Here is a 23,613-nt window from a genome sequence, read left to right as displayed (position 1 = left end):
CCTAACGGATATTTAAACATTCTGTGGGACGCGCGGAGTACCAAACAATTGCCGCGATTTTAATTCGCGGCCTGCGAGTAAATAGTCAACGGCCTGACGCATGGTGCGTTTAGCGGCCTGTACTACGCGAACATCATGAAACTCGCCCGCGATAATAGCGGATGCAGTATCGTGCGGAAAGCCTTCTGGAGCAGAAACAAAGCCCGAACCGGCAACAAATTGATAAAATGGGGCCACTTTGTCGTCAACAAATGCCAGACGATGACCGCAGTCCCGCAGCAACACCCATTCAAAACGGCGCAGCAGAGACTCCAGCGTCAGGCGTTCGTGGGCGAGGGTCAGACCCTGCAGGGTGTACTGATAGGTTTCAAATACGTCAGGATGTGGATCAAAGGGCTTCAGGGCGTGATGGATCAGCTCATTAACGTACAGCGCCGAAAACAGCGCATGGCCGGCCAGTGGCAAGGCAGCGCCTGGGGTTTCAATACTACGGACGAAATGACAGTCGCGGCGGCTGTCGAGCGACAGACATAAGGGAAGAAAGGCCTGCAGCACGGCCTGTTTTTTCGGGGTACGTCCGCCTTTGTAAAAGCAGCTGACGATCCCCTGTTCCCGCGTAAACAGGTGCAGACGCAGGCTGCTGTCACCGGAGGGTGTTTTTGCTAATAACCAGGCATCCAGCGCGTCAGTTATCATAACCGAGTTGCTTCAGCATGCGCTCATCATCGGACCAGCCCGACTTGACCTTACACCAGCATTGCAAAAATACCTTTTTACCCAACAGCTTCTCCATATCGAGGCGGGCATCGGTAGCCATTTCCTTAAGTTTCTGACCATTATCACCAATGACGATGCGTTTATGGCTCTCCTTATCGACCAGAATCAGCGCGTGAATGCGCACGAGCGTGCCTTCGTCTTTATAGGATTCAATATCGACCGTGGTTCCGTAAGGAATCTCCTGACCGCAGCGACGGAAAATTTTCTCGCGCAATAATTCGGCACACAAAAACTTAATCGGGCGATCGGTAACCTGATCGTCAGAAAACAAATGCGGCCCTTCCGGCAGAAAGGGTCGCAGTTTTTGCTGCAGCTCGTCTACCTGCAGCCCTGTTTTGGCCGATAAAGGAATGATGGCGGCAAAATCATGGCGTTTGCTGAGGTTGTCTATCCAGGGCAGCAGCTGCATTTTGTCTTCAATCTTATCGACCTTGTTTACGGCCAGAATGCAGGGCGTACCGGCCTGAATGATGTTGCGCAGCACAAACTCGTCTTCATCATGCCAGTGCAGACCATCAACCAGAAACACCACAACGTCTACATCACGCAGCACGCTGTTGGCAGTTTTGTTCATCAGACGATTCATCGCCTTTTTTGAGCCTTGATGAATACCTGGGGTATCCACGTAGATGTATTGATAATCCTCATGGCTGTCGATACCCAGAATGCTGTGCCGCGTCGTCTGCGGCTTACGGGAGGTGATGCTGATTTTCTGTTTTAAAATACAGTTCAGCAGGGTTGATTTGCCCACGTTGGGGCGTCCAACCAAAGCGATATAACCACAATGCGTTGTCATGAATCCTCGATTTTACTTGTCTATTTTTAAGTCATTTTAACAGCCTGTCCGCCGGAATACCAGCCTCTCGACAAGGCATAAAAACTGGTTGCAATTTAATCGAAAATTAAGGTAGTGTCGATTAATCAATGCACAAAACAGGGAGATGTGATGGTTAAGGTCAACGAGCAGCGGCAGGCGATTTTTTCCTTACACGTACAACCCCATTTCAGTACGATGCCAACCATTACCGGTTCCACCATCAGTAAACAGGCAGGAACCTTACTGCATGGCCACTACACCATGCGTTACGACCTTCCAGGCGGCGACTGCCTGCAACTGGTTGCCAATCATAACCGTTCGCAGGCTCAGGTTTTTCTCCTCACGCACGATCCGGAAAAACTGCGCAGCCTGCCAGGAAAACGTCCCTCGTCGCTGGTTGCAGGCACCATCGCCACACTCAATCGCTATCTGATTCGCTCCGACAGCTACGCTCAGCCACGCTCAATGGAACAACAGGCAAAATACGATGCCACTCGCCAGGCAATTCAGTCTCTGAGCCTGCTGCTTGAAAGGGAACGTAACATGGGCAGTACCGACTGGTCGGCTCAGGAGCGCCTGCGCACAGAGGTGATTACCATCATTGAGACATGCCGCGACACCAATCGCCTGATTGCCAACAACCCGGTAATTACCGAAGGGGCGCTCGGTAATCTGCTTTATGATCTGAGGCAACGGGTTCAGCAATATGAATACAATCGCGTCTACCCGGTTACGAAGCTGGACCAACTCGATTTTTCTGATCAAAAGACGGCGAACCATGATAAGCAGCCCTGCTTCGTCTGGGACAGCGACCTCCACATTGGCCATGATGAGCTGGCTTTGAAAGATACCCTGCGCGCCATCTGTCAGACCTATGGCCTTGATCCAGGAACCATCCTGACGAATCAGCCAGCCAATCGATTCGATCGCATGAACAGATTTTTTCACCAGCTCTGGCAGGATGGTCTGGACTGGGTGGCTTACCTCTCCCAGTCAAGTAAGCCAAAGCAGAAACACACCGTCAAAACCGTGCACAAAGGCATTTCCAGTACAGATGTCGCGCCCTACTACTGTTTCGATGGGCAACAGCAAGAGCGATATAACAACGTAAACGATATGGTTACGGCCTATTCGGGCAGACAATTTCCGGGGCTGCAGGCAGACAATCGTGACGATGCCCTGTCCATGCTGAACTGTCGAGCGAATGGTGAGTGGGTCAGCATACGTGGCACAAACCAGATCATCATCCGTCTCAATGACGAGATGCGACCACTTCGCTACGCCCGGGACCACGAGCAGTTTTTTTTACTGCCTAATGGCGATGATCTGGAGAGGCTCAGTCAGATCAGTAAAAAGCATCTGTTTCTCCTCGAAAAAATATACCTCGGTTTCAAAACCTTTATCACCAGGGTACCGGCATTTTTCAAATACCTGTACAAACATTTGCGCCACGCTCTGACCGTTGAGCTGCCTGATGACTGGCGCCAGCATATTCACAGTAATCATCCCGCCCGCGAACGAGTCGGTGAGACGAGAAGCTCATTAGCGGAACAGAACCAGAACGGTGTCGGACTGAGCCTGGATTCGCTGCATGATGTTCTGACTGGACAAGGCTTAATGAGCAGTGGGCAGACACTCGAAGATTTTGTGCGCCAGCATCTGGAAAACAGCCAGTATGTGATTGTTCGCGAACAGCACCCACCCAGTCCGACAGCCTATAACAACCCGCTTCATCGCAGCCTCAGCGTCCTGCGTCATTTTTCCGCTTATTTCGTCGAAAGCAGCGAAAAAAATCCCATTGTGGGCACCCTGGCCCTGGCGGTTTATTTTTATGCCGCTGGTGCGGTTATTGCGCCCCAAACCCTGACAGCCATTCTCACCAAACTGCATATGAGTGGTTTGATTGCCGGGATCAAACCCACCCAGGAGTTTGGAAAATGGATGAGTAACGGCACCCTGTCCGAAGCGATTTCGGCCGCGGTAACCTACTGGCAGGGAATCATCACAGCGGGCGATCTGGACAACTTTCTGATTCAGGCCATCACCGTCCTGCGTGACGACCCGGCTGAGGTCGCCATTATCGTGACGCTGGCTATCGCAATTGGCTATGGCCTTTGCCGCGCCATACCGGCTTTTCAGGAAGAGATGGGCCCCTTCCCCTATCCCAACTACGCAACTCTGGGCGCGAAATTTGTCGGCGCACCGGTATATGACACCATCATGCACCCAGGTGACGACTGGCTGCTTGGCTCAATGAAATGGTTCATGCGCGGCGTGATGGTACTGAGTAAGCTCCTCATCGCCCCGTTCATTGAAGGACGCTACTATGGATATCACGACGGCTTTCTTTCTGGCTGGCGTAAAAGTGGGGCTCTGCTGGTCAAAACGCTGAAACAGACCATTGCCGCGCTGGTGGATCTGACACTGGCCATAGCCACCATTCCCTTCCTTGAATTCACCGCCATGATGATTCACGTACCCTTTCGCGGCGTTACCAACGCGCTCAGCCGGAGCCTTGGACTGCTGGGACACTGGCAGCCCATTGGCGGCTTACTGCTCAGTGTCGCCAATCGCAAATCGCGTATGGATTACCTGTCTGGCTATCACCACTCCCAGTTTTATGGATTTGATAACCCTGTGCGGCAATACGTCGATAATCGAATCCTGAATGGTTTCATCATCGTACCTATGCTTATCATTCTGCCGACGGCACAGCTCCTTAAAAATATCGCGATCCTGCCGGCTCTGGAAATCATGTCCCTGAGCATCAGAGTCGGCGCCACCCTGCTCGATCCCTTAAGTCGCCTGCTCATGCTTGCCGCTGGAAAGGCGCTGGTATTGAGTGGGTATGTATGGGATAATTCCGTCGGAATCCTGTTGCGTACGCTGGCAGAAGGCGTGACCTTAAGCAGCAACTGGCTGGACAACAAAGCCGGTGCGGCCAAACAGTTCATCCTGGAAAAGATCCAGGTCGGGCGTCGAGCCACACAACACTGGGCCTTTGCTGAGGATGATGCGCGCACGCATGCGGTCAACAACGACGTCGATTATTTTCTCGACAGGCCACTGCGTCTCGAACAGCTGCCTCACCGGCACGGCGACTCGACCACCTGTCTGCTGAGTGCCTTGCTGAACCATAAAGTAACCGGGACAGGTTCCCTGGAAAAAAGAGATGACGACGAGGATCATCACAGTTACTCATTGTGGCAGGCCTCCACTCAGGCCGGATCACGGGATGCAGCCCACGCGCCTGTGTTGTTGCAGTCCTCTTAACAGGTTTAGATGGAGCATGAACATGAAAAACGGATTTACCCTGATGGAACTGATGATAACCCTGGTTATTATCGGCATTCTGACATCCATCGCCGTCCCCAGCTACAAGGATTATATCGTACGCAGCCGACGCAGCGACGGTAAGGCTGCCCTGTTGGATCTGGCCAGTCAGATGGAACGCTATTACTCTGAGCGCAATACGTATCTCAATGCCACGCTTGGCGCAGGCGGTGCCAACGATGTACGCGCATCCAATCAATCGCCGGAAGGCTGGTATACCCTGAGTATTCCAGTACAGACCGCATCAACCTACACCCTTCAGGCATCACCCAACAATGCTCAGGCCACCGCAGATACAACCTGCCAGTCATTGACCCTGACCAATCTCGGCGCTAAAGGCATTGCTGCCGGCGCCAAAGGCACACCAACCGGTCCTGTCAGCAAATGCTGGTAAGCCAGTTTCAGCACGCCTTGTTGAATAGTTTGAAGTCAATCAGAACATTGCAAGGCCATAATGATGGTGTATAATGTAATTTATGTTTCTTACAGGTAGAACGAGCCCATGTCTAATTCAATCCAGATGACCCCTCCTGCCGATTCAAAAGTCCTGCAACATGTTCATGCGCGGCTACGATTGCCGGAATCTGTTGTCTTTCAAACCCGTGACGGTAAAAAACACGAATTAAGCACGGTCAGACTGGAGCAATGGTTCGCCACCCTGCATGATAAAAGACAGGAGCAGAAAAAAGATCAGTTTCTCGAGGAACCACTCCACGATCAGCTTTTAGGGCGATATGGTTTGAAAACTCCGCATGACGTCATTGCCTTTCTAAAATCCAAAAACGGTGAAGCCGTTTTAAAAGCAATTAATGAAGAACTGGCAGAAATCGCCTCGATTCAGGAGCAGCAGTTCATTGAAGAACGTGATCATCAGACGAGACGCCTGCGCGCAATGGCCTGGCTTTTTCTCGGGTTACTCCACAAACGCCGCGCTCATGCACAGCACCTGAATCAGTTCATCCAGGAGCAGATTGATAAAAGGCTTCATAAAAAAGACAGCAGCGAAGATGCTGTAAGCCTGCGTAACGAGCTGCTCGATGACTATCTGCGCACCTATTCTGAATCGTCTAAAGCGCTCGATATGAAACTGCAATCCAGACAGGCAGAAAAAGCATTAATTGATGCCGAACTGCATACGCTGCAAAAGCAATGGGACAGCATTCTGGACAGGCAGGCCGTTCTGACAGCAAGTGTTGACGAGCTGGAGCAGTTCTCCAGACATCTGTCTGAGCTGGCGGTTACACCCGATCGGCACGAAGACGCAATCAACCTTAAAATTAACGAAATCAGCACCAGCCTGTCGATGCTCGATGCCGAGATTAATGATCGCATCAGCAATAACCGACACAGCGAGGCCAGTCATTTAATGCAGCGTCACAGCGCTCATCTCCTTCACAATGAAGGCCTGCAGGATATGCTGCTGGTAGCCCGTGGCGAAAGGCGTCTGTTCAACCTCGATGGCGAGGAAACACGCTCGATGCACGATGCGCATTTTATTTTGACACCCAGCCAGAAAATCGCTAAAGACGGCGCCGGCAAGTTTTATCTGATTGGTATTAATGAAGATTTGAATCAGATGGACGAAGCGCAAAAAAGTAAGGCATTGAATCGATTTGATAAGAAACAGACCGAGATTCTGACGGTACCCCGGCTGGTTCATCATCATTGCCGACTGGAAAAGGAACTGCACCGCCAGCGCGAACATAACGCGCATCTGCACAGCAAAAGCCTGCAGGATGACATCAATCTGCTGGCTAACCAGCGACGTCACCTCGAGTCGGCCAAGGCAGCGATTACCGCCGAACTGACAAAACCAGCCCCCGATATGGAACGTGCTGTGGGTCTTGGCAATGCCATTCCTAAACTGTCCAATAATGGTCACGCCTTCGCCTACGGCAGTTTTGGCCACGATGCAAGCATTCAGGGTATGCGCCAAACTCTCAATAACATGCAGCGCAACCCCAATCAGGCTCAAATCACAGCCTTTTCAGGCGGCATGGCAAACCTCTTCAATAAAATCGGACAGGACGTACCTAAACACGTCCTGCAGGACATGAACCGCATCAAACCCGGACAACCCGTGCCCCTGCGCATCATGATGAATCTGAACGCGCAGTTGTTTAAACTGGAGTTTGCATCCATCAAGGCAAAAATGGAACCAAAGGTGGCTCCGATTGCACCAGCTCCGGTTTCTACGGCACCAACGCCTTTTGGCACCTGGCCGCCCAAGCCAGGAAAATAACGTCCTCTATTAGCCTATTTCCCGGATTAGGCTGGCGCTAATCCGGGCTACGAGGAATTTGCGATGGTCGTTTACAACCGATACGTAGCCCGGATTAGGCGTAGCCGTAATCCGGGGAATCATGGTCATCCCTGGACGCCTGTACATTTCATCAGGAAAGCAGGAGCAGGTTATTGAGCGATGAATTAATCGGAATAGTCATTGCCTGCCAGCCGCAATTCTTCTACCATAGTCACATGTTGGAGATAGCGAGTAAGAGACATTATGACTGACAAATTATTCGACACACAATCTGTTATTATAACACTGGATGTTGATGCCCTGCTGTTCAACAGGCTGAAGCAGATTGCTCAGGCTGGCTTTTCCATCGCGGAAATCAATACCGCGGATCAGGGTTTAATTAAAACGATTTTACAGGAGTTTCCTTCGCTGCGGATTGGTGCCGGTAACGTCATTAATACCCAGCAGCTGGAAAACTGTTACCAGGCGGGCGCGCACTTTATCACCAGCCCGGGCTTTTTACCTGGCATTGCTCAGACAGCATCTATTTACTCTATTAATTATCTGCCCGGCATTGCCACCATTTCAGAGGCCATGCAGGTTATGGCTCTGGGCTGTCATCAGGCCAGACCCTACCCTGCCAGCCTGTCTTTTTGCGCACTGTTAAACAAGTGCCTGCCCATGCTGCGCCTGTTTCCTGCAGAAATTGAATGGGATGAAGCAGAGCATTACCTGAACCTGCCGGCTGTTGCAGGGGTCAGCATTCTTAACCCGGAAAGCAAACAATTGAATGCCCTGTCGTCAACGGTGTTCACTGTTTAAATCAACCATGCCTCGAGCGTAGGTTGGGCCTTGGCCCAACAATGGATCTGGTATATTCCTTGTTGGGCCAAGGCCCAACCTACTGTATGTACATTGTTTTAAATCATCCCGCGCGCCAGGACGTCAAGCCTTATTTTTTCCTTTGCTGCGTTTGTATTCGTGTAAAAATTCAGTACATGCCTCTGCAGTCAATGGATTACAAAGGTAAAAGCCCTGAACCTGGTCACAGCGGTTAAAACGCAGAAAAGTCATTTCATTTTCTGTTTCAGCACCATCGGCGGCTACTTTCAGTTTTAAACTGGAGGCCATACCGATAATCGCCAAAACCATCGCTGACTTCTTCAGGCTGTGATCGATCTGACTAATAAACGAACGATCAATTTTTACTTTGTTGATGGGTAACTGCGCCAGATAACCAAGACTGGAATAACCCGTGCCAAAATCATCAAGAGCAATATGAATACCCAGCTTCTTCAGTGCGTGCAGAGACTGAATCACTTGATCTGGACTTTCCAGAATAACACTTTCTCTGATTTCCAGCTCAAGGTATTCCGCCTCCAGTTGCGTCTCATCGAGACAGGCCCTTACCGTCTCCAGAAAATCGGGGCTGCTCAGTTGCTTTCCGGATACGTTAATGGCAATTTTCAGGTTAGGTAATCCCTGACTTTGCCAGGCTTTGTTTTGCGCACAGGCTGTTTTCATGACCCAGGCACCTATTGGAATAATCAGGTCAAGCTCTTCCGCTATGGATATAAACTCTCCGGGAGGTACCGAACCCAAATCAGGATGCTCCCAGCGTAACAGGGCTTCAACGCCGGTAATCGATTCATTAGCCAGATCAAAAACCGGCTGATAATGCACACTGAATTGATTCAGCTTCAAGGCGTTCTGTAGAGCCAGTTCTTTCTCAAGCCGTTTCATGGAGCTGATATTCATCTCTTCTGCGTAGAACTGAAAGGCATTTCGTCCCCGCGTTTTAGAGCGATACATGGCGATATCCGCACGTTTCAGCAGGGTTTCGGGATCCTCGCCATCTTTAGGGTAAGTGCTGACACCGACGCTGGCCGTCATATTAATCACCTGATCCCCAATCCTGAAATCCTGAGCCAGGGCCTGCATCAGTTTATGCAGGATGGAAACAACCGTTGTTTCATTATCGAGCGAGCCTAACAAAATGATAAATTCGTCTCCGCCAAGACGAGACACCGTATCTGAGGCACGAATAACCTGCGTCATGCGTTCCGACATGGTTTTTAGCAGACGATCCCCTTCACTGTGACCGTAATTGTCATTAATCTCTTTAAAATGATCCAGGTCGATAAATATAACCGCAATACTGTTATTGTTACGTTTCGCCTGAGCAATAGCGGAATCAATCCGATCCATCAACAAAATGCGTCCCGGCAGATTTGTCAGGGCATCATGTGTTGCCTGATAAAAAAGCTGGCCCTCAAGTTTTTTCTGTTCGGTCACGTCATGAACGGCAATTACAGCGCCTGTTTTTTCCTGATCATTATTGTAAATGGGATCACCGTCAATGATGACGTAGCGACGGGAATTATCGATCGTTTGCAATTCGAGCTCTAATTGATGGATTGACTCTCCCTGTAATACACGGATAAGCGGCTGCTCCGTAGCCGGAATCGGCGTTTCATTATTGGGTTGAAAAAACAGAACATCCCCTGCATTGCCACGCATTTCTCTGAGGCCGGTCATGCGTTGAAATACCTTGTTAACGACCGTGATGGTTCCATTTATATCACAGGCCAGAATCCCATCTGATAAATTATGCAGAATGGCATTTAAAAAGTTCCTTTCCTTTTCAACAGCCCCAAGCATCAGCTGTCTGGATGTAGAAACAATCAGAGCGATGACAAAAATAAAGCCGGTTATACCCGTGACATAATAAACCAGAGCATGGCTGTCTATGGCAGCTTCCGGCAACATTGACATATCATGCGCGGAGGTAAAAACAGCGGCAGACATGCCGGTGTAATGCATGCCACAAATGGCGAAGCCCATGATCAGCGCGCTGATTAACTTAAGCCTGATCTGTTGTCGCTGCGTGCCTTGATTACTCTGTAAAATCAGCCAGAGCGCCGCTTCCGATGCAAAAATGGCAATACCTATGGAAAGGAAAAACAAGGCAGGTTGATAGCGAATGCTCATGTCTAACATGGCCGACATGCCGATATAGTGCATGCCTGCGATCCCAAGACCTGAAAAAATCCCCCCCACAATCAAATAGCGGGTTTGCCGGGTTTCGCTCTGCAGCAAAAATAAAACCAGACCGGAGCTGATGATGGCAGCCAGCATGGACAGAGCCGTCAGAACCGGTTCGTAAGTCATGGGCATTGGCATGACAAAGGCCAGCATTCCGATAAAATGCATGGACCAGATTCCGGCCCCCATGGCAAAGGCACCTCCGAGCAGCCATGGGCGCCGTGCCTGACGATTATGCTCCCTGCGCAGTCTGGCTGAAAAATCCAGAGCGATGTATGACGCAACGGTTGCAATCAGGTAAGACAAGGCCACAAGGCTGTAATTATAGTAGCCAGATATCGCATTGGCCGGCGGCAATCCCTGCTGAAAAAAATCATTTAAAAATGACATTAATCCCTATCCTTATTTTGACTTAATCCTCGTATAAACCGCAGGTAACACAAACAACGTAAACAAGGTGCCCAGGCACAGGCCACCGATCAGAACGGTGCCAATCGCATGTCGCGATTCAGAGCCGGCATCATGCGATAAAATCAACGGTATTGCGCCAAATACCATGGCGCCGGTGGTCATCAGAATGGGTCTTAAACGCAACACAGCGGCTTTCTGTATTGCGTCCTGCACGGAGACACCGCTCTTCCGCAGCTGGTTGGCAAATTCGACAATCAAAATACCATGCTTGCTGATAAGCCCTGTCAGGGTTATCAACCCCACCTGCGTATAAATATTAAGAGACTGTCCGAATATATAAGTAAACAACATCGCACCCGAACAAGCCAGTGGAACAGTAAACAAAATGATAAACGGATCGATAAAATTTTCAAACTGTGTCGCCAGTATGGCGTAAATAAAAAAAAGAGACAAAAAGAATAAAAACAACATGGTACTGGATGATTCATGAAATGATTTGGCCGCACCACTCCAGCTGAGCTGATACTGTCTGGGTAATGACTCTTTGGCGATCGTCCAGACTTTATCCATGGCTTTTTCCATGGAGTCACCTTTATGCAGCTGCACATGCAGCGTAGTTGAACGCATTTGCTGAACGTGCTCAAGCGTTGCCGGCTGCGCCTGAGGAACCATTTTTGTAAACGAGCCTAATGATACCCGCTTTCCTGCCGGAGTAGTCACATACAGCTCGTCCAGCGTGGACGGGCTGGTTCGTCCTTTGATAGTCAGCTCGTACATAACGCCGTCTTTTTCAAAGGTCTGCGATTTGTCCCCGCTGAAAAACACCTCGATGGTTTTGGCAACGGTTGCAGGGGATAAGCCCAGCCTGGCCATCTGATTCCTGTCCAGCTCAATCCGGTAGCCCATGGTATCCAGTCTCAAATCAAAACCCGTCGATTCAAATTGACTGCTTTTATCCATACTGGCCTTGAGTTTTTCAGTCTGCTCGAACAGTTGACGATAAGTATCCGGGCTTGAAATCACCAGCGCCAGCTCGGAACCTGTACCGGCATTATCAATGCCAGGAAGCCCGGTGTCCCAGCTCCAGACGTGTGGATCCATGGATGGATAATGATTAACGAGGGGTTTCAGATCTTCAACTATCTGATTCGCGGATCGCTGCCTTCTGGCATGTGCATTGAGCGGCATCAGCACGTTACCACCCCAGTCACCAATAAAGGTCAGGCGATTGCCGGCTTCGGGCACTTGTCTCACCGCCTGCTCAACGAGGTTGACACGTGCGTCCATAATCGGGATATCCTCACCGGCCACCGGTGGAACATAAACGCCAATCAGGCCACGATCTTCTTTTGGGGCTGTTTCATGAGGGATGACAAAATACAGGGCAATACTGGTCAAAACCGACAGGATGGCAGCGCTATAGGCAATGGAACGGCGCTTGAGCAGGAAGGTTAGAATACCGGCATAGCGCGTTTCCAGATTATCCAGCAGCCTGTCCACCTGTGGCCACCAGTTTTTACTGTCGCTTTTCAAAAAACCAGCGCACATCAAAGGCGACAGAGTGAGCGCCACAACGCCGGAAATCACCACACTGCCCGCCAGCGCCACGGCAAACTCGATAAACAGCTGTCCCAGCATACCCTGTATGAATGCGACCGGTAAATACACGCTGGCGAGGGTAAACGTCATGGCGACAATGGCAAACCCAATCTCTGAGGCACCGTTGATCGCGGCCTCCCGTGGAGAAGCCCCCTGCTCGATGTGGCGCCAGATATTTTCCAGCACAATGATGGCATCATCCACGACCAGACCAATAGCGAGTACCATGGCCAGCAAGGTCATCAGATTAAGCGAAAAACCAAAGAGTTTGAGAAAGAGCAGAGAGCCCAGCAGTGAAATGGGAATGGTGACCAGAGGAATTAAGGTAGCTCTGACGTTACGCAAAAATAAAAATACAATGATCAAAACCAGCAAAATGGCTTCACCAATGGCCGAACGGATATTTTTTATGGAGGCATTGATGAAACTGGATTGATCGATGATCACAGTGGCCTTCATATCCTGCGGCAGGCTTTGCTGTACCTGGGCTAACAACCTGCGCACCTCGCGCGATACATCGAGCGGATTAGCGTCGTTGGCTCGATTGATGGATAAAACCACGCCGGTATGTCCGTTTACGCGGATACGCATGCGGCTGTTGTCTGATTCCAGTGCCACCTGCGCCACAGACTTAAGCACAAGTGGATGCTGTGGATCAGCTTTGATCAACAGGTTTTCATAGTCGTCACGGCTCCTTGGTTCAGAATCCAGTGTGCCGGGAATTTTATTTTTATACAGGCCAACGGGCATTGATACCCGGCTTTTCGCCAGTGCGTCGGTCACTTCATCAACATTCACACCAAAAGAAAACAATTGCTCCGGGTCGAGGCTGACGCTGTAGGTATATGGCTGCCCCCAGATATTGACGGATGACACCCCCTGGATACTGCGAAACAGATTTTTCAGATTAAGATTGGCGTAATGGGTCAGATCACCGAAGCTGCTGCTGGTCGATTCGATTGAAATCCCAATAAAAGGCAGACCGTTGACCTTACGCTGACGCTCGACAGTCGGCGATTGAACCTCAGGCGGCAGCCTGGATCTGGCCAGAGCAACGGCGTCCTGGGCAGCACTCATGGCTCGATCCATCGAGGCACCCGAGCGAAAAAGCAAGGTGATTTCAGCGCGTCCGGCGCTTGATTGTGAGGTGATGGTATCCAGCCCTTCCACGCCCGCGAGGCGATCCTCGAGGATATTGGTTACCGAACTTTCAATCAACTCAGGGCTGGCATTCGGATAGCTGGCGTTGACGCTGATGACCGGAAAACTGATGTTGGGATACTCTCTCACGGGCAGATTATACCAGCAAAGCAGGCCAAGCATGACAATCAGGCTGTTCAAGACAATAGCGATGACCGGATGTTCAATAAAGTAACGTGTCAGTTTCATATGGTTTTCACTGCATCCTGGTCAATATCAACAGCCAAACCAGGATACAGACGCTCTGTTCCCTTGCTGATTAAAAGCGCACCAGGCTCCAGTCCATCAACAACCTCCATGGTATCGTCCTGTTGTAATCCCGTTGTGACCGGCTTCAGGGCGATCTGCCCATGGTCAACCACGTACACGAAGGTTTTACCATTACGCAGGAAGACCGACTGCATCGGAATAACCAGGGCATCTTTCTTTTCAACGAGCACCAGATCGAGGGCAACGGTTGAACCAACTACGCAGTCATCACAGACAATGTCCACGTCAGCAGGACACATATGGGTCTCCTCATCCAGCATTTTCTGCACGTGACTGAGTGCGTAGGTATGTCCCAGAACCCGCAGCGGCTGCCCTTCGTGAATTGCCATGACCTTGTGGCAGGGAATGTCAAAATCGACCACGAGCGTGGCGGGATCGTAGAGCGCGACTACTGCATCCCCGGGATTGACCTGTGTGCCTTCGCGTTTTTTGTAGGCGCCGATTACGCCATCAAATGGGGCATAAAAGCGCAGATTATCCAGTTCGATTTGAGCTTTAGCCACATTTTTCTGGGCATCAATCACGGCCTGTTTTTTTTCTTCAATTTCGCGGGTGCTGACGAAGCCAGACTTTAACAGCGGAGTAAATCGATCAAACTGGGCTTTGGCCAGGGTTTCTGCGCTGATGGACAATTGCAGACTGCGCTCCAGTTCGGTATTAATGATTTTTGCGATCAGGGTACCTTTTTTTATTTTTTGCCCGCTTGGAATCAAGGCATCAAGTGTACCGGCGCCTTTAGAAACAAGCACTGTGGCATGAGCCGGGTGTATCGTGCCCAGCAGGCGGATGCTGTGTTGAAAAGGCTGACTTTTCAGGGTGACCACTTCAACAATTTTTTTTGGATCCGGGCTACCGGCAGGAGTCGCACGTTTATAGTAAAAGACAGCAACAGCACTTGCCAGAAGGCCGACCAGGACCATGAGCTTTATTCTGGATATTTTGCCTGCACGGCAGTAAAAACGCTCAAACACGGGTTTTCCATCATATTGGACATCATGTCTGCCACTTTATCATAAACCACGGGGTTGGATAAGAGGTTACTGCGACAAGGTTCGCAATGACGGAATCCGGCCGTCATTGCGAGTGAGCGGTTATTTTGCGGCAGCATCAAGGAATCGTACCTCGCCGGTCTTAATATCGTGCATGCCCGCTACAATTTTAATCTGCCCTTTGCTGACCAGATTTTTTATGATGGGACTGCTTTCCTGAATCTGATTAGCGACAAAAGTGGCGTTATCACTGGCAATGGCGTCAATCAGCTTTGGATCGGTGCAGTTTTCCAGACCTGTCGATTTCATGGCTGGTTTAACCACCGGCTTTATTTTATCCAGAAGCTGAGTTAAATCACCCAGTTCTGCGCCACTGCAGGCGCCAGACATGGCTCCACAGGAGGTATGCCCCAGTACCACGATAAGCCGTGCTCCCACGACCTCTGTTGCAAACTCCATACTGCCAACAATATCAGGATTCAGCACGTTTCCGGCAATTCTGATTGTAAACAAATCAGCCAGCCCCTGATCAAAAACCAATTCAGGAATGCTACGGGAATCCATGCAGTTTAAAACTACAGCAAAAGGAAACTGACCATAGGATGCCAGTTTTGCCTGCTTCAGATAATCGCGCTGGCGTGGAGTATTGGATAGGAAGCGCTTATTTCCGTCTTTGAGCTTTTGCAAAGCCTCATCCGGTGTCATATTCTGTTGTTTCGATTCGGTCATGATCCTGCCATAGGGAGACGGACTCGTTTCAGCCGACACTGCCTGTCCCACCATGCCCAATGTGAGTGCGGCGAATAATATAAACGATGAAATACACGTGCGATTCATAAGGAACCTCCTGTTCCGAGAGAATAAAACCAATGTTCATCTTAGCGGAGATTCTTCCACGTGTACAAGGAGTTGCCGCTGCAAATGCAGGGCTGTTGCAACAAAACGGATATAAAGCGATAGCACGATCTGCTCCCTTCTCCCTCAACACAGGGAGAAGGGTTGGGGATGAGGGTCATTTCATCAGATACACCAGGGCTTCGAAGCCAGCGTTATTTTTTATTTATATGGGTTTCATAATAGGGCTCCCGGTTATCACTTAGCCTCACCCTCATCCCCAGCCCTTCTCCCTAAACACAGGAAGAAGGGAGCAGATCGTGCTATCGCTTCATATCAGTTTTACTGGGACAGCTCCGGCTGCAAATGGCTTAGATCAACCAGACGTTGCCCGGTCAGTTCAACTCTGACAGGATTAAGTAAATCAAGCTGCGCCTCGTGGTGGGTTGTTAAAATAATACCGCAATGAAGGGCTTTCTCCTGTAAAAGAAGCAGCAGGGTTTGCTGAGATTTTTTATCCAGACCATTTAACGGCTCATCCAAAATAATAAAATCTGGCTGCCCCATTAATGCTGAGCATAAAAGAAACTTCTTTTTAGTGCCAAAAGACATGCTGGAAATGCGGGTGTTTAAATGTGGCTGTAATTCGAAAAGCTCAAGGATGCGATCCAGATCCCCGGCATTATTTGTTCTTGCGTTTGCAAGCCAGGATAAAAACTCGATTCCAGTCAGGAAAGGATAAACAGCCAAATCGTCTGGAACATAAAACAGCCTTTTTGCATTGACGCTGTAATCGCCTGCTGAATAATGATGATTTAATATTATCGAACCTGAGTCAGGGGTGTCCAGGCCAACCAGCATACGTAACAGAGACGACTTTCCGGTACCGTTATTACCAATAATATGGTAAGTCCGCTGAAGAAAAACATAGGAAAGATTTGCAAACAAAACCTTATTAGAAAACGCCTTGTTAACCTCATGTAATTGTATGTTACCAGCCATACCAGGCCCCCAGAAAAAAATATTGCGCAATGCAGGCCCCTGCTGTTGCCAGCAAAGAGCTAAACAGGCAAAACCGCAAGGAGAGTGTGTAAATAAATCTGTTTAGCGCAATAATAATCAAAGCTGTTATCAAATGAAATGTGCCTGACAATACGGGTGCTGATACCAACATGAATCCCGTCCAGATGAGCACTGCTTCTTTTAAGGGCTGAATCTGTTTCTGATAAGGAAATATATGGTGAAATACAGCATGTTCTAATCTTTCTCTTTCAAAAAGAGTAAACAGGGTCGACAGGATATAAATCTGCAATCCAGACAATACAAGAACAATCGCCTGAGGTCTTTCCGTTGTTTCCTGAAAGTTTAATATGTTGAAGACAAGTATCGACAGGGAGCAACAAATCACAAATCGAATGACGAGCGAAAGCCTGTATTTTCTTAAAACAGCCAGCTGAATAATAAAAACACCTCTTAAGCCATTGAAGGCATCCGCACGAGGTATTTTAAATGTAAAGGCGTACCTGGGACGATGAAATTCTGTCGTTTTGAACATAAGGCCACACAAAACAGCGACGCCTGCTCCCAGACCAAAATTTACTACACACTGTCCTTGCCTTGAAATATCGACAACTAATAAAAGGGCCAGTAAAACGATAAATACCCTGCCTGTATTTTTATGAAGAAAATTAAACAGCAAGGTACACAGTGCGAATATGGTGGAGGCATACAGACAGTATTGGGATGTACGAAATACAGAATCATCCGTATTTGAGAGAATTGTGACACCCCCAAAGATAATGGCAATCCATATTATATTGAGAGAAAGCACAAGAATAATAAAATCTATCCGTTTGTGAATACGGGCTGGAATGTATACGGTCTGCAGATAGTCTCTGAACACCCCGCCTTTTATGAAAGAGGATTGTGCCCTGGTCAGACTCAACAGAGAAAAGAGTAACCCGACCAGATAAAAAAATTTCGTGTTAAGAGCGGCAGCTGGATCAATCAGCGCATAAAATGGAACACCAACAGCCTGAATATTTCTTACCCCCGGTGCCAGCAGACACAATATAAAAACAGTTAATAATTTATGTCTGGCGATAAGCTCGCTGGTTTCATTACAGTAGTATCGAATGCGAAACGCCAGGAACTGGTGCCAAAAATTATTTTTATACAACGGAACCAGTCCCAGCATATCAGTAGTCTCTTAACAGAAAGAATCAACCGCGTTTTGGCAGAGCCACAAATAATGTACCGGCATGATTCAAATCGTTGGCTTCTATCCCCGCCTGATCACCCTCTCCCTTGTAATTATCAACATGAGCTCCAACAATCGCTCCGCCGGTATCCTGAGCAACGCACCATGACGTTGTCTGCTTACAGTTAAAGATAAAATTCATGCCCACAGGAATGACTTTATGATCGGTCGCGCAGGATACGTGGGGTGTTAGGGGTATGTTATCTGAACCATAGGGGCCACCGTCTTCTTTGGCAAAGAACACGTAGCTTTGGTCGCGGTTACGCAAATCTGCAGCCTTGCTTCGGTTGAGCGGGTGATCCAGATACTGGCGGATTTGTTTTTCGGATGCGGCGCTTTGTCTGATTTCTTTGGTAACGTTGCAGCGCAGTTTTTCCTCATCGTGACAACGTGGATCCCTGGCGCAGCGTTCCATGGTGTCAAGGTTGCCACCGCAGGTGGGATCCTGCGCACATTGCACTATGCGGCCGAGCATGGTGCGGGGCCGGCCGTTGGCGCCATCGTAGTTGATGTGAAATAATTTGCCATCGAGCATCAGGGAGCCAGAACCTTCTACCATTAAGAATGGCGGATCATTGGGATCCTTAACGTAGGCAATGATGTATTTTTTATCCAGAGCACCCTGCTCAATTTCGCCTCGATCTGGCAGCATGGAATAAGAGCCATCAGGATTTTTCAGGCAAAAATAGCGTGGCAGGCCTGTGAGCGGATCAACGCCGCAAAGTGGTCCTTTCATACCACGCTTTCTTGCTTCGGCAGAGGCATTTACAATACCTGGGTTGCGATAAAGCGGGTGGACAAACTGTCCGCTGCGCTTACTGCGAGCCTCGACTGCCGCAGGTGCGTAATAGGCTGTAAACTGAAACTCGCCCTTTTTAAATCCGGCATGATTTTCAGGCCAGCCCTCACTTTTATACCAGTCAAATTCATTTTTGATGCTGGATATATATTTTTTAAAATCACCGCGGGCAGCCCTGGCGAGTTCCAGCATTTTCTTATTGGTATCCATGCACCATTCCTGTCGCTTTACACTGCGTCCGGCGATGGTCACCCGGTGATATTCCGCGCGTTTTTTGCTGCAGTTTTTTATCTGGATTTCCAGGGCCTTTATCACTTCCTGCATGTTACCCTGGGGATTTTCCGAAGGCAGCTCCGAGGCCGAAACCTTATGAAACTTAAAGCGCAGTACCCCTGGTTCCTTTGCCGCCATTTTCTGCCTTGAGGTAAAATCGACAAACCGTCTCACATCCAGACATCTCTGGATGGGATCAGCAGGTAAGACCGCGTGAGAAATGAGGCTAAACGTCATGAGTGCCAGTATTAGCGCAGATTGGAGCATAGATATCCCTTATAAACGGTGTGGAATATAAAACCATTCCAGATAATCAGCAGCTGAATATAAGCCATAAACTTCGACTTGTGAATATTTAAAGTGAACTGAAGTTAATCAGTTCACATTGCAGGGGCGTTGCATCATTTTCAGTATTAAGGGAATATGAACCACTGATCTCCAGGTAGAGAGGCCAGATAATCCTGAGCCGGAGATTCCTGCTCACCTTGTCCTGAAACAGGATACTGATGACGGAAAAACCGGCTGCGACCGCCAGACAGGGGGCTCGATGGCGCAGCATCTGCAGAGCGATGCGGTAGTGCCGAAACGGCAGCAACAGGCAACTGGCTGAGAGATAATATGTCTTCACAGGTGATGGGACTATCTTTTGAGGCGGGCACCTGCACAGGGTGAATTGCGTCTTGAACGGCGTCTTTACGCACCTCCTCAAGGTACCACTTCTCTTGATTTTCAAGAGCCTGCAGAATATTTTCCATGGGCTTTGAGACAACAATATCCGTTATATCGCTGCCCGTTAACGTGGTCAAAGGCACACGGCCTAAAAACTCTCTGACCAGATCCAGTTTATGTATGCCGTCCGGATGGCATACGATGCGTAGAATATCGCTTCTTTGAAACCTGTTTTTCATCAGAAACTCACAGTTCTCTGCCATGGCCTGTAAAAAATCTGGACCACCTTTGCAAGACACGACGCGGGCAATCTCGTCAGGTTTGAAGCCAAAACCAGTAAGCATTCGATGGTGTTTCCATATGGCTTCTAAATAATCCAGGCCGAACGATGGTGAGGCCAGCTTTTTAATAGCCTGAGCCGAATAGCCAAGTAATTTAAATGGTTTGAGGTCAGCTTCTAAATCATCATCCCCACCAGGATTTTCTATTAATGCACTGGGAGCCGGTTGAGGTGGCCAGGAGTATTCAGTATCCATGACGTGGATCATGGGAGTCTGTGGAATGGGATGAGGGAAAAGCATAACCGGTCTTCGTTCTTCCGAAAAAAGAGAGAGAACGGATGCCGGTATACCCAGTTGAGAGAAAGCTCTGTTAACCGAGGGCAACGGCATAACATCAGCGTCGTCTGTCAGGTCCAGTAGCTGCCGGGAAACCACCGATGCGTCGTTTCGAACATCTGAAACAACCTGTTTTCCTGACCTCGTGCGTTGACTTTTAGCAACGCCTGAACTCGTTGAAGCCGCCCATTCCTCGCCTCGCTCAACCCGCTTCAATCCTCTGCTGTAGGAATCAACCATGGCTTGAGGGAAAGGCGAGACCGGTCTTCGCACTTCAAATAAAGGAAGGGGGGATGAGTCAGGAGGCGGGGACAAAGGAGCTATAACAGGTAATTCCGGAAGCGAATCATCTCCCCGCGTCTGAAGGGAGGGTCCATCGGCACATGGGACATTGTTCATATAAACCGGCGCATAGAGTGCCGTGGAAAAAGCCGAACTGTATGCTTCGCCATCATTCGATGGATTACAGGGAAAAAAAAGATCATCTGGCATCATTGGTCCTGATATTATTTATGCAAACCCGTATTACCGTGATATTTTACATATTCAATATTAAGGAAATATGAACTGATTCGATGATAAACAGCAAAGCAAGGATGAAAAAATCCAGCTTTCAAAGCTGGTCAAGCGTATGGGGGATGCTGGGATTATTAAAGACATAACAAAATTTCGCCATGAGGGTGATAAAATATATGCCTTTAAACTCAAGCCAGATCGCTTCCTTTTTTTTATGAAGGTAAGAAAAAAGAAAACCATCAGGAAACTCAGATCTCATCTGATGGTTTGACAGTCAATATATTATAACAACGCACATGAAGATGATTTTTCTGCATTAAGCTTTTCTTGAAGCGCTGCATCTTGGAGCGCACTCTCCATTTTATGCACCACCGCCACAACTCTTTCTGACTCCTCGACCAAGGCTATAAGTTTATTGGCTAAGCTTTTTAATATTTGCAAACTGGCTTCGTCTTGAAGCTCTGGTGTTTGGGGCACAAATGATTCGCCACGATTATTACTGATTGCGCTGTAACAAGCTATCAAATCACTCTGCACGGATGTAGCCCGGGCTGTTGGAAACGATTCTTTAGCTTCATTTTCAATGGCTTGCATGGGCGATAAACGTGCTTCCAAATCAGCTTTGATAATCATTCCGGCTGCTGCCAATACTTCAAATTTCTTACGCTGAATGAGTTGATTAATTAAATCATTACCAGCCGCCGCATCTAAAGTTAATAGTTTTTTGACTAATGATTGTGCCGCCAGCTGATTTCCAGTTTCACCACTAAATAACCCGTTAGAATTACTACTCATTACAAAACTCTCCTTATTTATTAATAATTACTCTACGGTCATGCCGACAATAATTGAATAGTTTTCATAAGTCCACAGTATTTGACCAAATTAACTCTTGTTAACGAAAACCGAAAAAATGCTTGCTAAGCGTACTTGATGATCTGAGAAATGTGTTACTTCAAGGGGTTAACAGCACCCAGAAAGCCATATGCTCAGCCTCGAAGCCAAAGGGCATAAGTTAAATCAATCCAAAGTATCGAGACTGTTAAGGAAAGTAAATGCGATAAAGTCTATAAATGATCAGGGAGATATGGTCTATACCCTACCCCACGACGCCTCGCCACCGCCCATCGATACGACTTTGGCGGAGTTAATCATTGACATCGTGGCAAATGAAACGAGCATTATCATCAGTACACCGCCGGGAGCCGCTTCATTAAAACAGGTTAACACCAGGGTATTCCGGCTCAACAGACTCAGACAGTTCTACAACCGATTGTCCGGGGGAGAAAAAACTGCCTGACCCATCAAATAACGAACTGGGTAACTCGGTGTCTGTAAAAAGTGGCTGTGACATCGGGTAAACCAGCGCATCAGGCAGCAGGCTGTGAGACGCAGGGCGCGTAAAGAAAGTCGGACTATACACGGCAGCGGGTTTCGGTCCCGAAGATGAGTATATAAGCGTCTCCATTTCCATTCTATAAGCCTCGAAATACGGCCAGCCCTTGCAGATCAAACCCACAATCTGCGTAGTCGTAAAAGTATGCCCTGGCACTTTTTTACAAAATTCTACAACAAGAGCAAGTTTATCAGAGCTGATTTTTGTCATTGCCATACGGATAATCTCGGCTCTGGTAAATCCAAGAGCACGCAGAGCCACCTCGTTATCAGCCAGGGCCTGCAAACACCCAGAGCCGCCATCACGGGACACTAATTTGACAATCTCACTATTAGTAAACTTATGATCATTCAGAACCTTAAGAGTTTTTACAACGGTTTTTATATTCGATGAACCGCCATGATGGGATACCACGCGGATTATCTCCTCGATAGAAAGGTTCAGCGTTTTGAGGGCGTCATGGTATTTAATTACAGACTTTAAATTCCGGGAACCGCCATCCATCGCAGCCATCCTGACAATCTGCTTAATTTTAAAGTTCCGCCGGGAGAGTTTTCCATGATATTTCAGTACCGCTTTTATAATCGCGGTACCGCCTTTATTAGAGGCCAGGTTTATAATATCCCTCGGCGAATAGCCGCGTTTCTTAAGTTTTTTATAATTAATAATCAGTGCCTTAAGGTTTTTATGACCACCATCGCGGGCGCAGACATGAACCAAATCCTGATGGCCTAACCCATACTTGCTGAACCGATCCATAAAGATACGGTGCATTGAGAGCACACCCTCAATCGTTTTATGCCTGCTCCTGCCTATCACCAGTCTGTTGATGCTCTTCTCATCGTAGCCCAGCTCATTCAGGTAAGCACAATAACGCACGTAGGTTTCGGGGTGTATTCCGAATTTTTTCAGTCGAGAAATTAAAGGCTCGTTGTTTATTACTGCTGCTTTGCGTAGATTTGTGGTTGTTCTTGTCCGTTTTGAAGAAGGTTCAGGTACCACGTTTCGCACGTCTCGCTTCCCCACCCTGGCGTGAGAATTATCAAATGTCAAAATTGTCCATCCACCGATTACCTGTGTCTGAGTAATGAGGGATGGCGCCTCTGCTGAAACACCTCCTTCCTCTGCCGGAGAACCGGGGGCATTTGTCTGGCAGGCACGGCTCTCTGACGCATCAGTGGCTGAAGACAAGAGTGTTATTTCAGGTACACTTAAAATTCCGTGCATGGAAGAGTCAAACAGTTCCGGTGTTGGAAAATTATGGTAAGGATCATACAGAGAAGCAGGAGATGCCGTCGCATCAACGGGTGTAGAGCAATCCCCCAGGAAACCCTCCCTGTCTGATTCATAAAATTCAAGAGAAAAGTCATCATCATTTATCATAGTCTGTCCGAATACTACCTTATCAATTTGTATATCGCCGTATCATACGCATAAAATATTAAGGAAATATGAATTCGGTACTGGATCACTTTTCAATTTTTATATAATTTACCCTCCCCGCGCAGGCGGGGACTTCCAATTAGCCTTAAGTTTTTCTTTACTTTTACACTGCCTACGTACCGC

At 48.5% G+C, this 23,613-nt stretch carries 17 protein-coding genes; 5 read left to right on the top strand and 12 right to left on the bottom strand.

Features of this window, described 5'->3' with window-relative positions:
* Positions 1–12: 12 nt before the first annotated feature.
* Positions 13–696, bottom strand: a complete 684-nt coding sequence (recO, locus tag ACQUTA_RS02815; protein ID WP_444986683.1) for a DNA repair protein RecO — start codon at positions 694–696, stop codon at positions 13–15.
* Positions 686–1,573, bottom strand: a complete 888-nt coding sequence (gene era, locus ACQUTA_RS02810; protein ID WP_444986682.1) for a GTPase Era — start codon at positions 1,571–1,573, stop codon at positions 686–688. Before era ends, recO begins: the two co-directional genes overlap by 11 nt.
* A gap of 150 nt (positions 1,574–1,723) precedes the next feature.
* Here era and ACQUTA_RS02805 point away from each other — a divergent pair, with 150 nt between their 5' ends.
* From ACQUTA_RS02805 to ACQUTA_RS02790, 4 genes are all read left to right on the top strand, one after another.
* Entirely contained in the window at positions 1,724–4,867 is a 3,144-nt protein-coding gene (locus ACQUTA_RS02805) for a hypothetical protein (RefSeq protein ID WP_444986681.1), read from the top strand.
* A 22-nt stretch (positions 4,868–4,889) separates the two neighbouring features.
* Positions 4,890–5,321 (top strand): type IV pilin protein, encoded by a 432-nt coding sequence (locus tag ACQUTA_RS02800; protein WP_444986680.1) that lies wholly within the window; start codon positions 4,890–4,892, stop codon positions 5,319–5,321.
* Between the two features lie 108 nt (positions 5,322–5,429).
* On the top strand, positions 5,430–7,169 hold the full coding sequence (locus tag ACQUTA_RS02795) for a hypothetical protein (RefSeq protein ID WP_444986679.1): 1,740 nt from the start codon (positions 5,430–5,432) through the stop codon (positions 7,167–7,169).
* 261 nt (positions 7,170–7,430) lie between these two features.
* Positions 7,431–7,991, top strand: coding sequence for a bifunctional 4-hydroxy-2-oxoglutarate aldolase/2-dehydro-3-deoxy-phosphogluconate aldolase (locus ACQUTA_RS02790; RefSeq protein WP_444986850.1), 561 nt, complete (start codon positions 7,431–7,433; stop codon positions 7,989–7,991).
* 123 nt (positions 7,992–8,114) lie between these two features.
* Here the strand turns inward: ACQUTA_RS02790 and ACQUTA_RS02785 are convergent, their stop codons facing one another.
* The 9 genes from ACQUTA_RS02785 to ACQUTA_RS02745 form a co-directional block, all read right to left on the bottom strand.
* Positions 8,115–10,604: an EAL domain-containing protein gene (locus ACQUTA_RS02785; RefSeq protein ID WP_444986678.1), complete on the bottom strand. Its 2,490-nt coding sequence runs from the start codon at positions 10,602–10,604 to the stop codon at positions 8,115–8,117.
* A 12-nt stretch (positions 10,605–10,616) separates the two neighbouring features.
* On the bottom strand, positions 10,617–13,613 hold the full coding sequence (gene lpeB, locus ACQUTA_RS02780) for a multidrug efflux RND transporter permease subunit LpeB (RefSeq protein WP_444986677.1): 2,997 nt from the start codon (positions 13,611–13,613) through the stop codon (positions 10,617–10,619).
* Positions 13,610–14,614, bottom strand: a complete 1,005-nt coding sequence (locus tag ACQUTA_RS02775) for an efflux RND transporter periplasmic adaptor subunit (RefSeq protein WP_444986676.1) — start codon at positions 14,612–14,614, stop codon at positions 13,610–13,612. Before ACQUTA_RS02775 ends, lpeB begins: the two co-directional genes overlap by 4 nt.
* A 171-nt stretch (positions 14,615–14,785) precedes the next feature.
* Positions 14,786–15,520 (bottom strand): carbonic anhydrase family protein, encoded by a 735-nt coding sequence (locus ACQUTA_RS02770; RefSeq protein WP_444986675.1) that lies wholly within the window; start codon positions 15,518–15,520, stop codon positions 14,786–14,788.
* Between the two features lie 339 nt (positions 15,521–15,859).
* On the bottom strand, positions 15,860–16,519 hold the full coding sequence (locus tag ACQUTA_RS02765) for an ABC transporter ATP-binding protein (protein ID WP_444986674.1): 660 nt from the start codon (positions 16,517–16,519) through the stop codon (positions 15,860–15,862).
* Complete coding sequence (locus ACQUTA_RS02760; protein ID WP_444986673.1) at positions 16,509–17,714, bottom strand: DUF6136 family protein; 1,206 nt, start codon at positions 17,712–17,714, stop codon at positions 16,509–16,511. The genes ACQUTA_RS02765 and ACQUTA_RS02760 overlap by 11 nt, the downstream gene beginning before the upstream one ends.
* Before the next feature lie 25 nt (positions 17,715–17,739).
* On the bottom strand, positions 17,740–19,116 hold the full coding sequence (locus ACQUTA_RS02755; protein WP_444986672.1) for an MltA domain-containing protein: 1,377 nt from the start codon (positions 19,114–19,116) through the stop codon (positions 17,740–17,742).
* 146 nt (positions 19,117–19,262) lie between these two features.
* On the bottom strand, positions 19,263–20,627 hold the full coding sequence (locus ACQUTA_RS02750; protein WP_444986671.1) for a hypothetical protein: 1,365 nt from the start codon (positions 20,625–20,627) through the stop codon (positions 19,263–19,265).
* Between the two features lie 306 nt (positions 20,628–20,933).
* On the bottom strand, positions 20,934–21,446 hold the full coding sequence (locus ACQUTA_RS02745; RefSeq protein WP_444986670.1) for a hypothetical protein: 513 nt from the start codon (positions 21,444–21,446) through the stop codon (positions 20,934–20,936).
* A gap of 190 nt (positions 21,447–21,636) precedes the next feature.
* On the opposite strand from ACQUTA_RS02745, the gene ACQUTA_RS02740 reads away from it, so the two are divergent.
* Positions 21,637–21,951 (top strand): arginine repressor, encoded by a 315-nt coding sequence (locus ACQUTA_RS02740; protein ID WP_444986669.1) that lies wholly within the window; start codon positions 21,637–21,639, stop codon positions 21,949–21,951.
* On the opposite strand, the gene ACQUTA_RS02735 is transcribed toward ACQUTA_RS02740, so the two are convergent.
* Positions 21,865–23,430 carry a hypothetical protein gene (locus ACQUTA_RS02735; RefSeq protein ID WP_444986668.1) on the bottom strand — a complete coding sequence of 522 codons (1,566 nt, stop codon included), beginning with the start codon at positions 23,428–23,430 and terminating at the stop codon, positions 21,865–21,867. The two genes, ACQUTA_RS02740 and ACQUTA_RS02735, sit on opposite strands and share 87 nt — an antisense overlap.
* Positions 23,431–23,613 lie beyond the last annotated feature (183 nt).

It is taken from the genome of Legionella navarrensis (assembly GCF_052527415.1).
Note: the sequence above shows the minus strand (reverse complement) of the source record. Positions and strands in the feature narration are given on the sequence as shown.

Coding starts and splice junctions, on each gene's coding strand:
- recO (WP_444986683.1), bottom strand. CDS start 696: ATGATAACTGACGCGCTGGATGCCTGGTTATTAGCAAAAACACCCTCC.
- era (WP_444986682.1), bottom strand. CDS start 1,573: ATGACAACGCATTGTGGTTATATCGCTTTGGTTGGACGCCCCAACGTG.
- ACQUTA_RS02805 (WP_444986681.1), top strand. CDS start 1,724: ATGGTTAAGGTCAACGAGCAGCGGCAGGCGATTTTTTCCTTACACGTA.
- ACQUTA_RS02800 (WP_444986680.1), top strand. CDS start 4,890: ATGAAAAACGGATTTACCCTGATGGAACTGATGATAACCCTGGTTATT.
- ACQUTA_RS02795 (WP_444986679.1), top strand. CDS start 5,430: ATGTCTAATTCAATCCAGATGACCCCTCCTGCCGATTCAAAAGTCCTG.
- ACQUTA_RS02785 (WP_444986678.1), bottom strand. CDS start 10,604: ATGTCATTTTTAAATGATTTTTTTCAGCAGGGATTGCCGCCGGCCAAT.
- lpeB (WP_444986677.1), bottom strand. CDS start 13,613: ATGAAACTGACACGTTACTTTATTGAACATCCGGTCATCGCTATTGTC.
- ACQUTA_RS02775 (WP_444986676.1), bottom strand. CDS start 14,614: ATGGTCCTGGTCGGCCTTCTGGCAAGTGCTGTTGCTGTCTTTTACTAT.
- ACQUTA_RS02770 (WP_444986675.1), bottom strand. CDS start 15,520: ATGAATCGCACGTGTATTTCATCGTTTATATTATTCGCCGCACTCACA.
- ACQUTA_RS02765 (WP_444986674.1), bottom strand. CDS start 16,519: ATGGCTGGTAACATACAATTACATGAGGTTAACAAGGCGTTTTCTAAT.
- ACQUTA_RS02760 (WP_444986673.1), bottom strand. CDS start 17,714: ATGCTGGGACTGGTTCCGTTGTATAAAAATAATTTTTGGCACCAGTTC.
- ACQUTA_RS02755 (WP_444986672.1), bottom strand. CDS start 19,116: ATGCTCCAATCTGCGCTAATACTGGCACTCATGACGTTTAGCCTCATT.
- ACQUTA_RS02750 (WP_444986671.1), bottom strand. CDS start 20,627: ATGCCAGATGATCTTTTTTTTCCCTGTAATCCATCGAATGATGGCGAA.
- ACQUTA_RS02745 (WP_444986670.1), bottom strand. CDS start 21,446: ATGAGTAGTAATTCTAACGGGTTATTTAGTGGTGAAACTGGAAATCAG.
- ACQUTA_RS02740 (WP_444986669.1), top strand. CDS start 21,637: ATGCTCAGCCTCGAAGCCAAAGGGCATAAGTTAAATCAATCCAAAGTA.
- ACQUTA_RS02735 (WP_444986668.1), bottom strand. CDS start 23,430: ATGATAAATGATGATGACTTTTCTCTTGAATTTTATGAATCAGACAGG.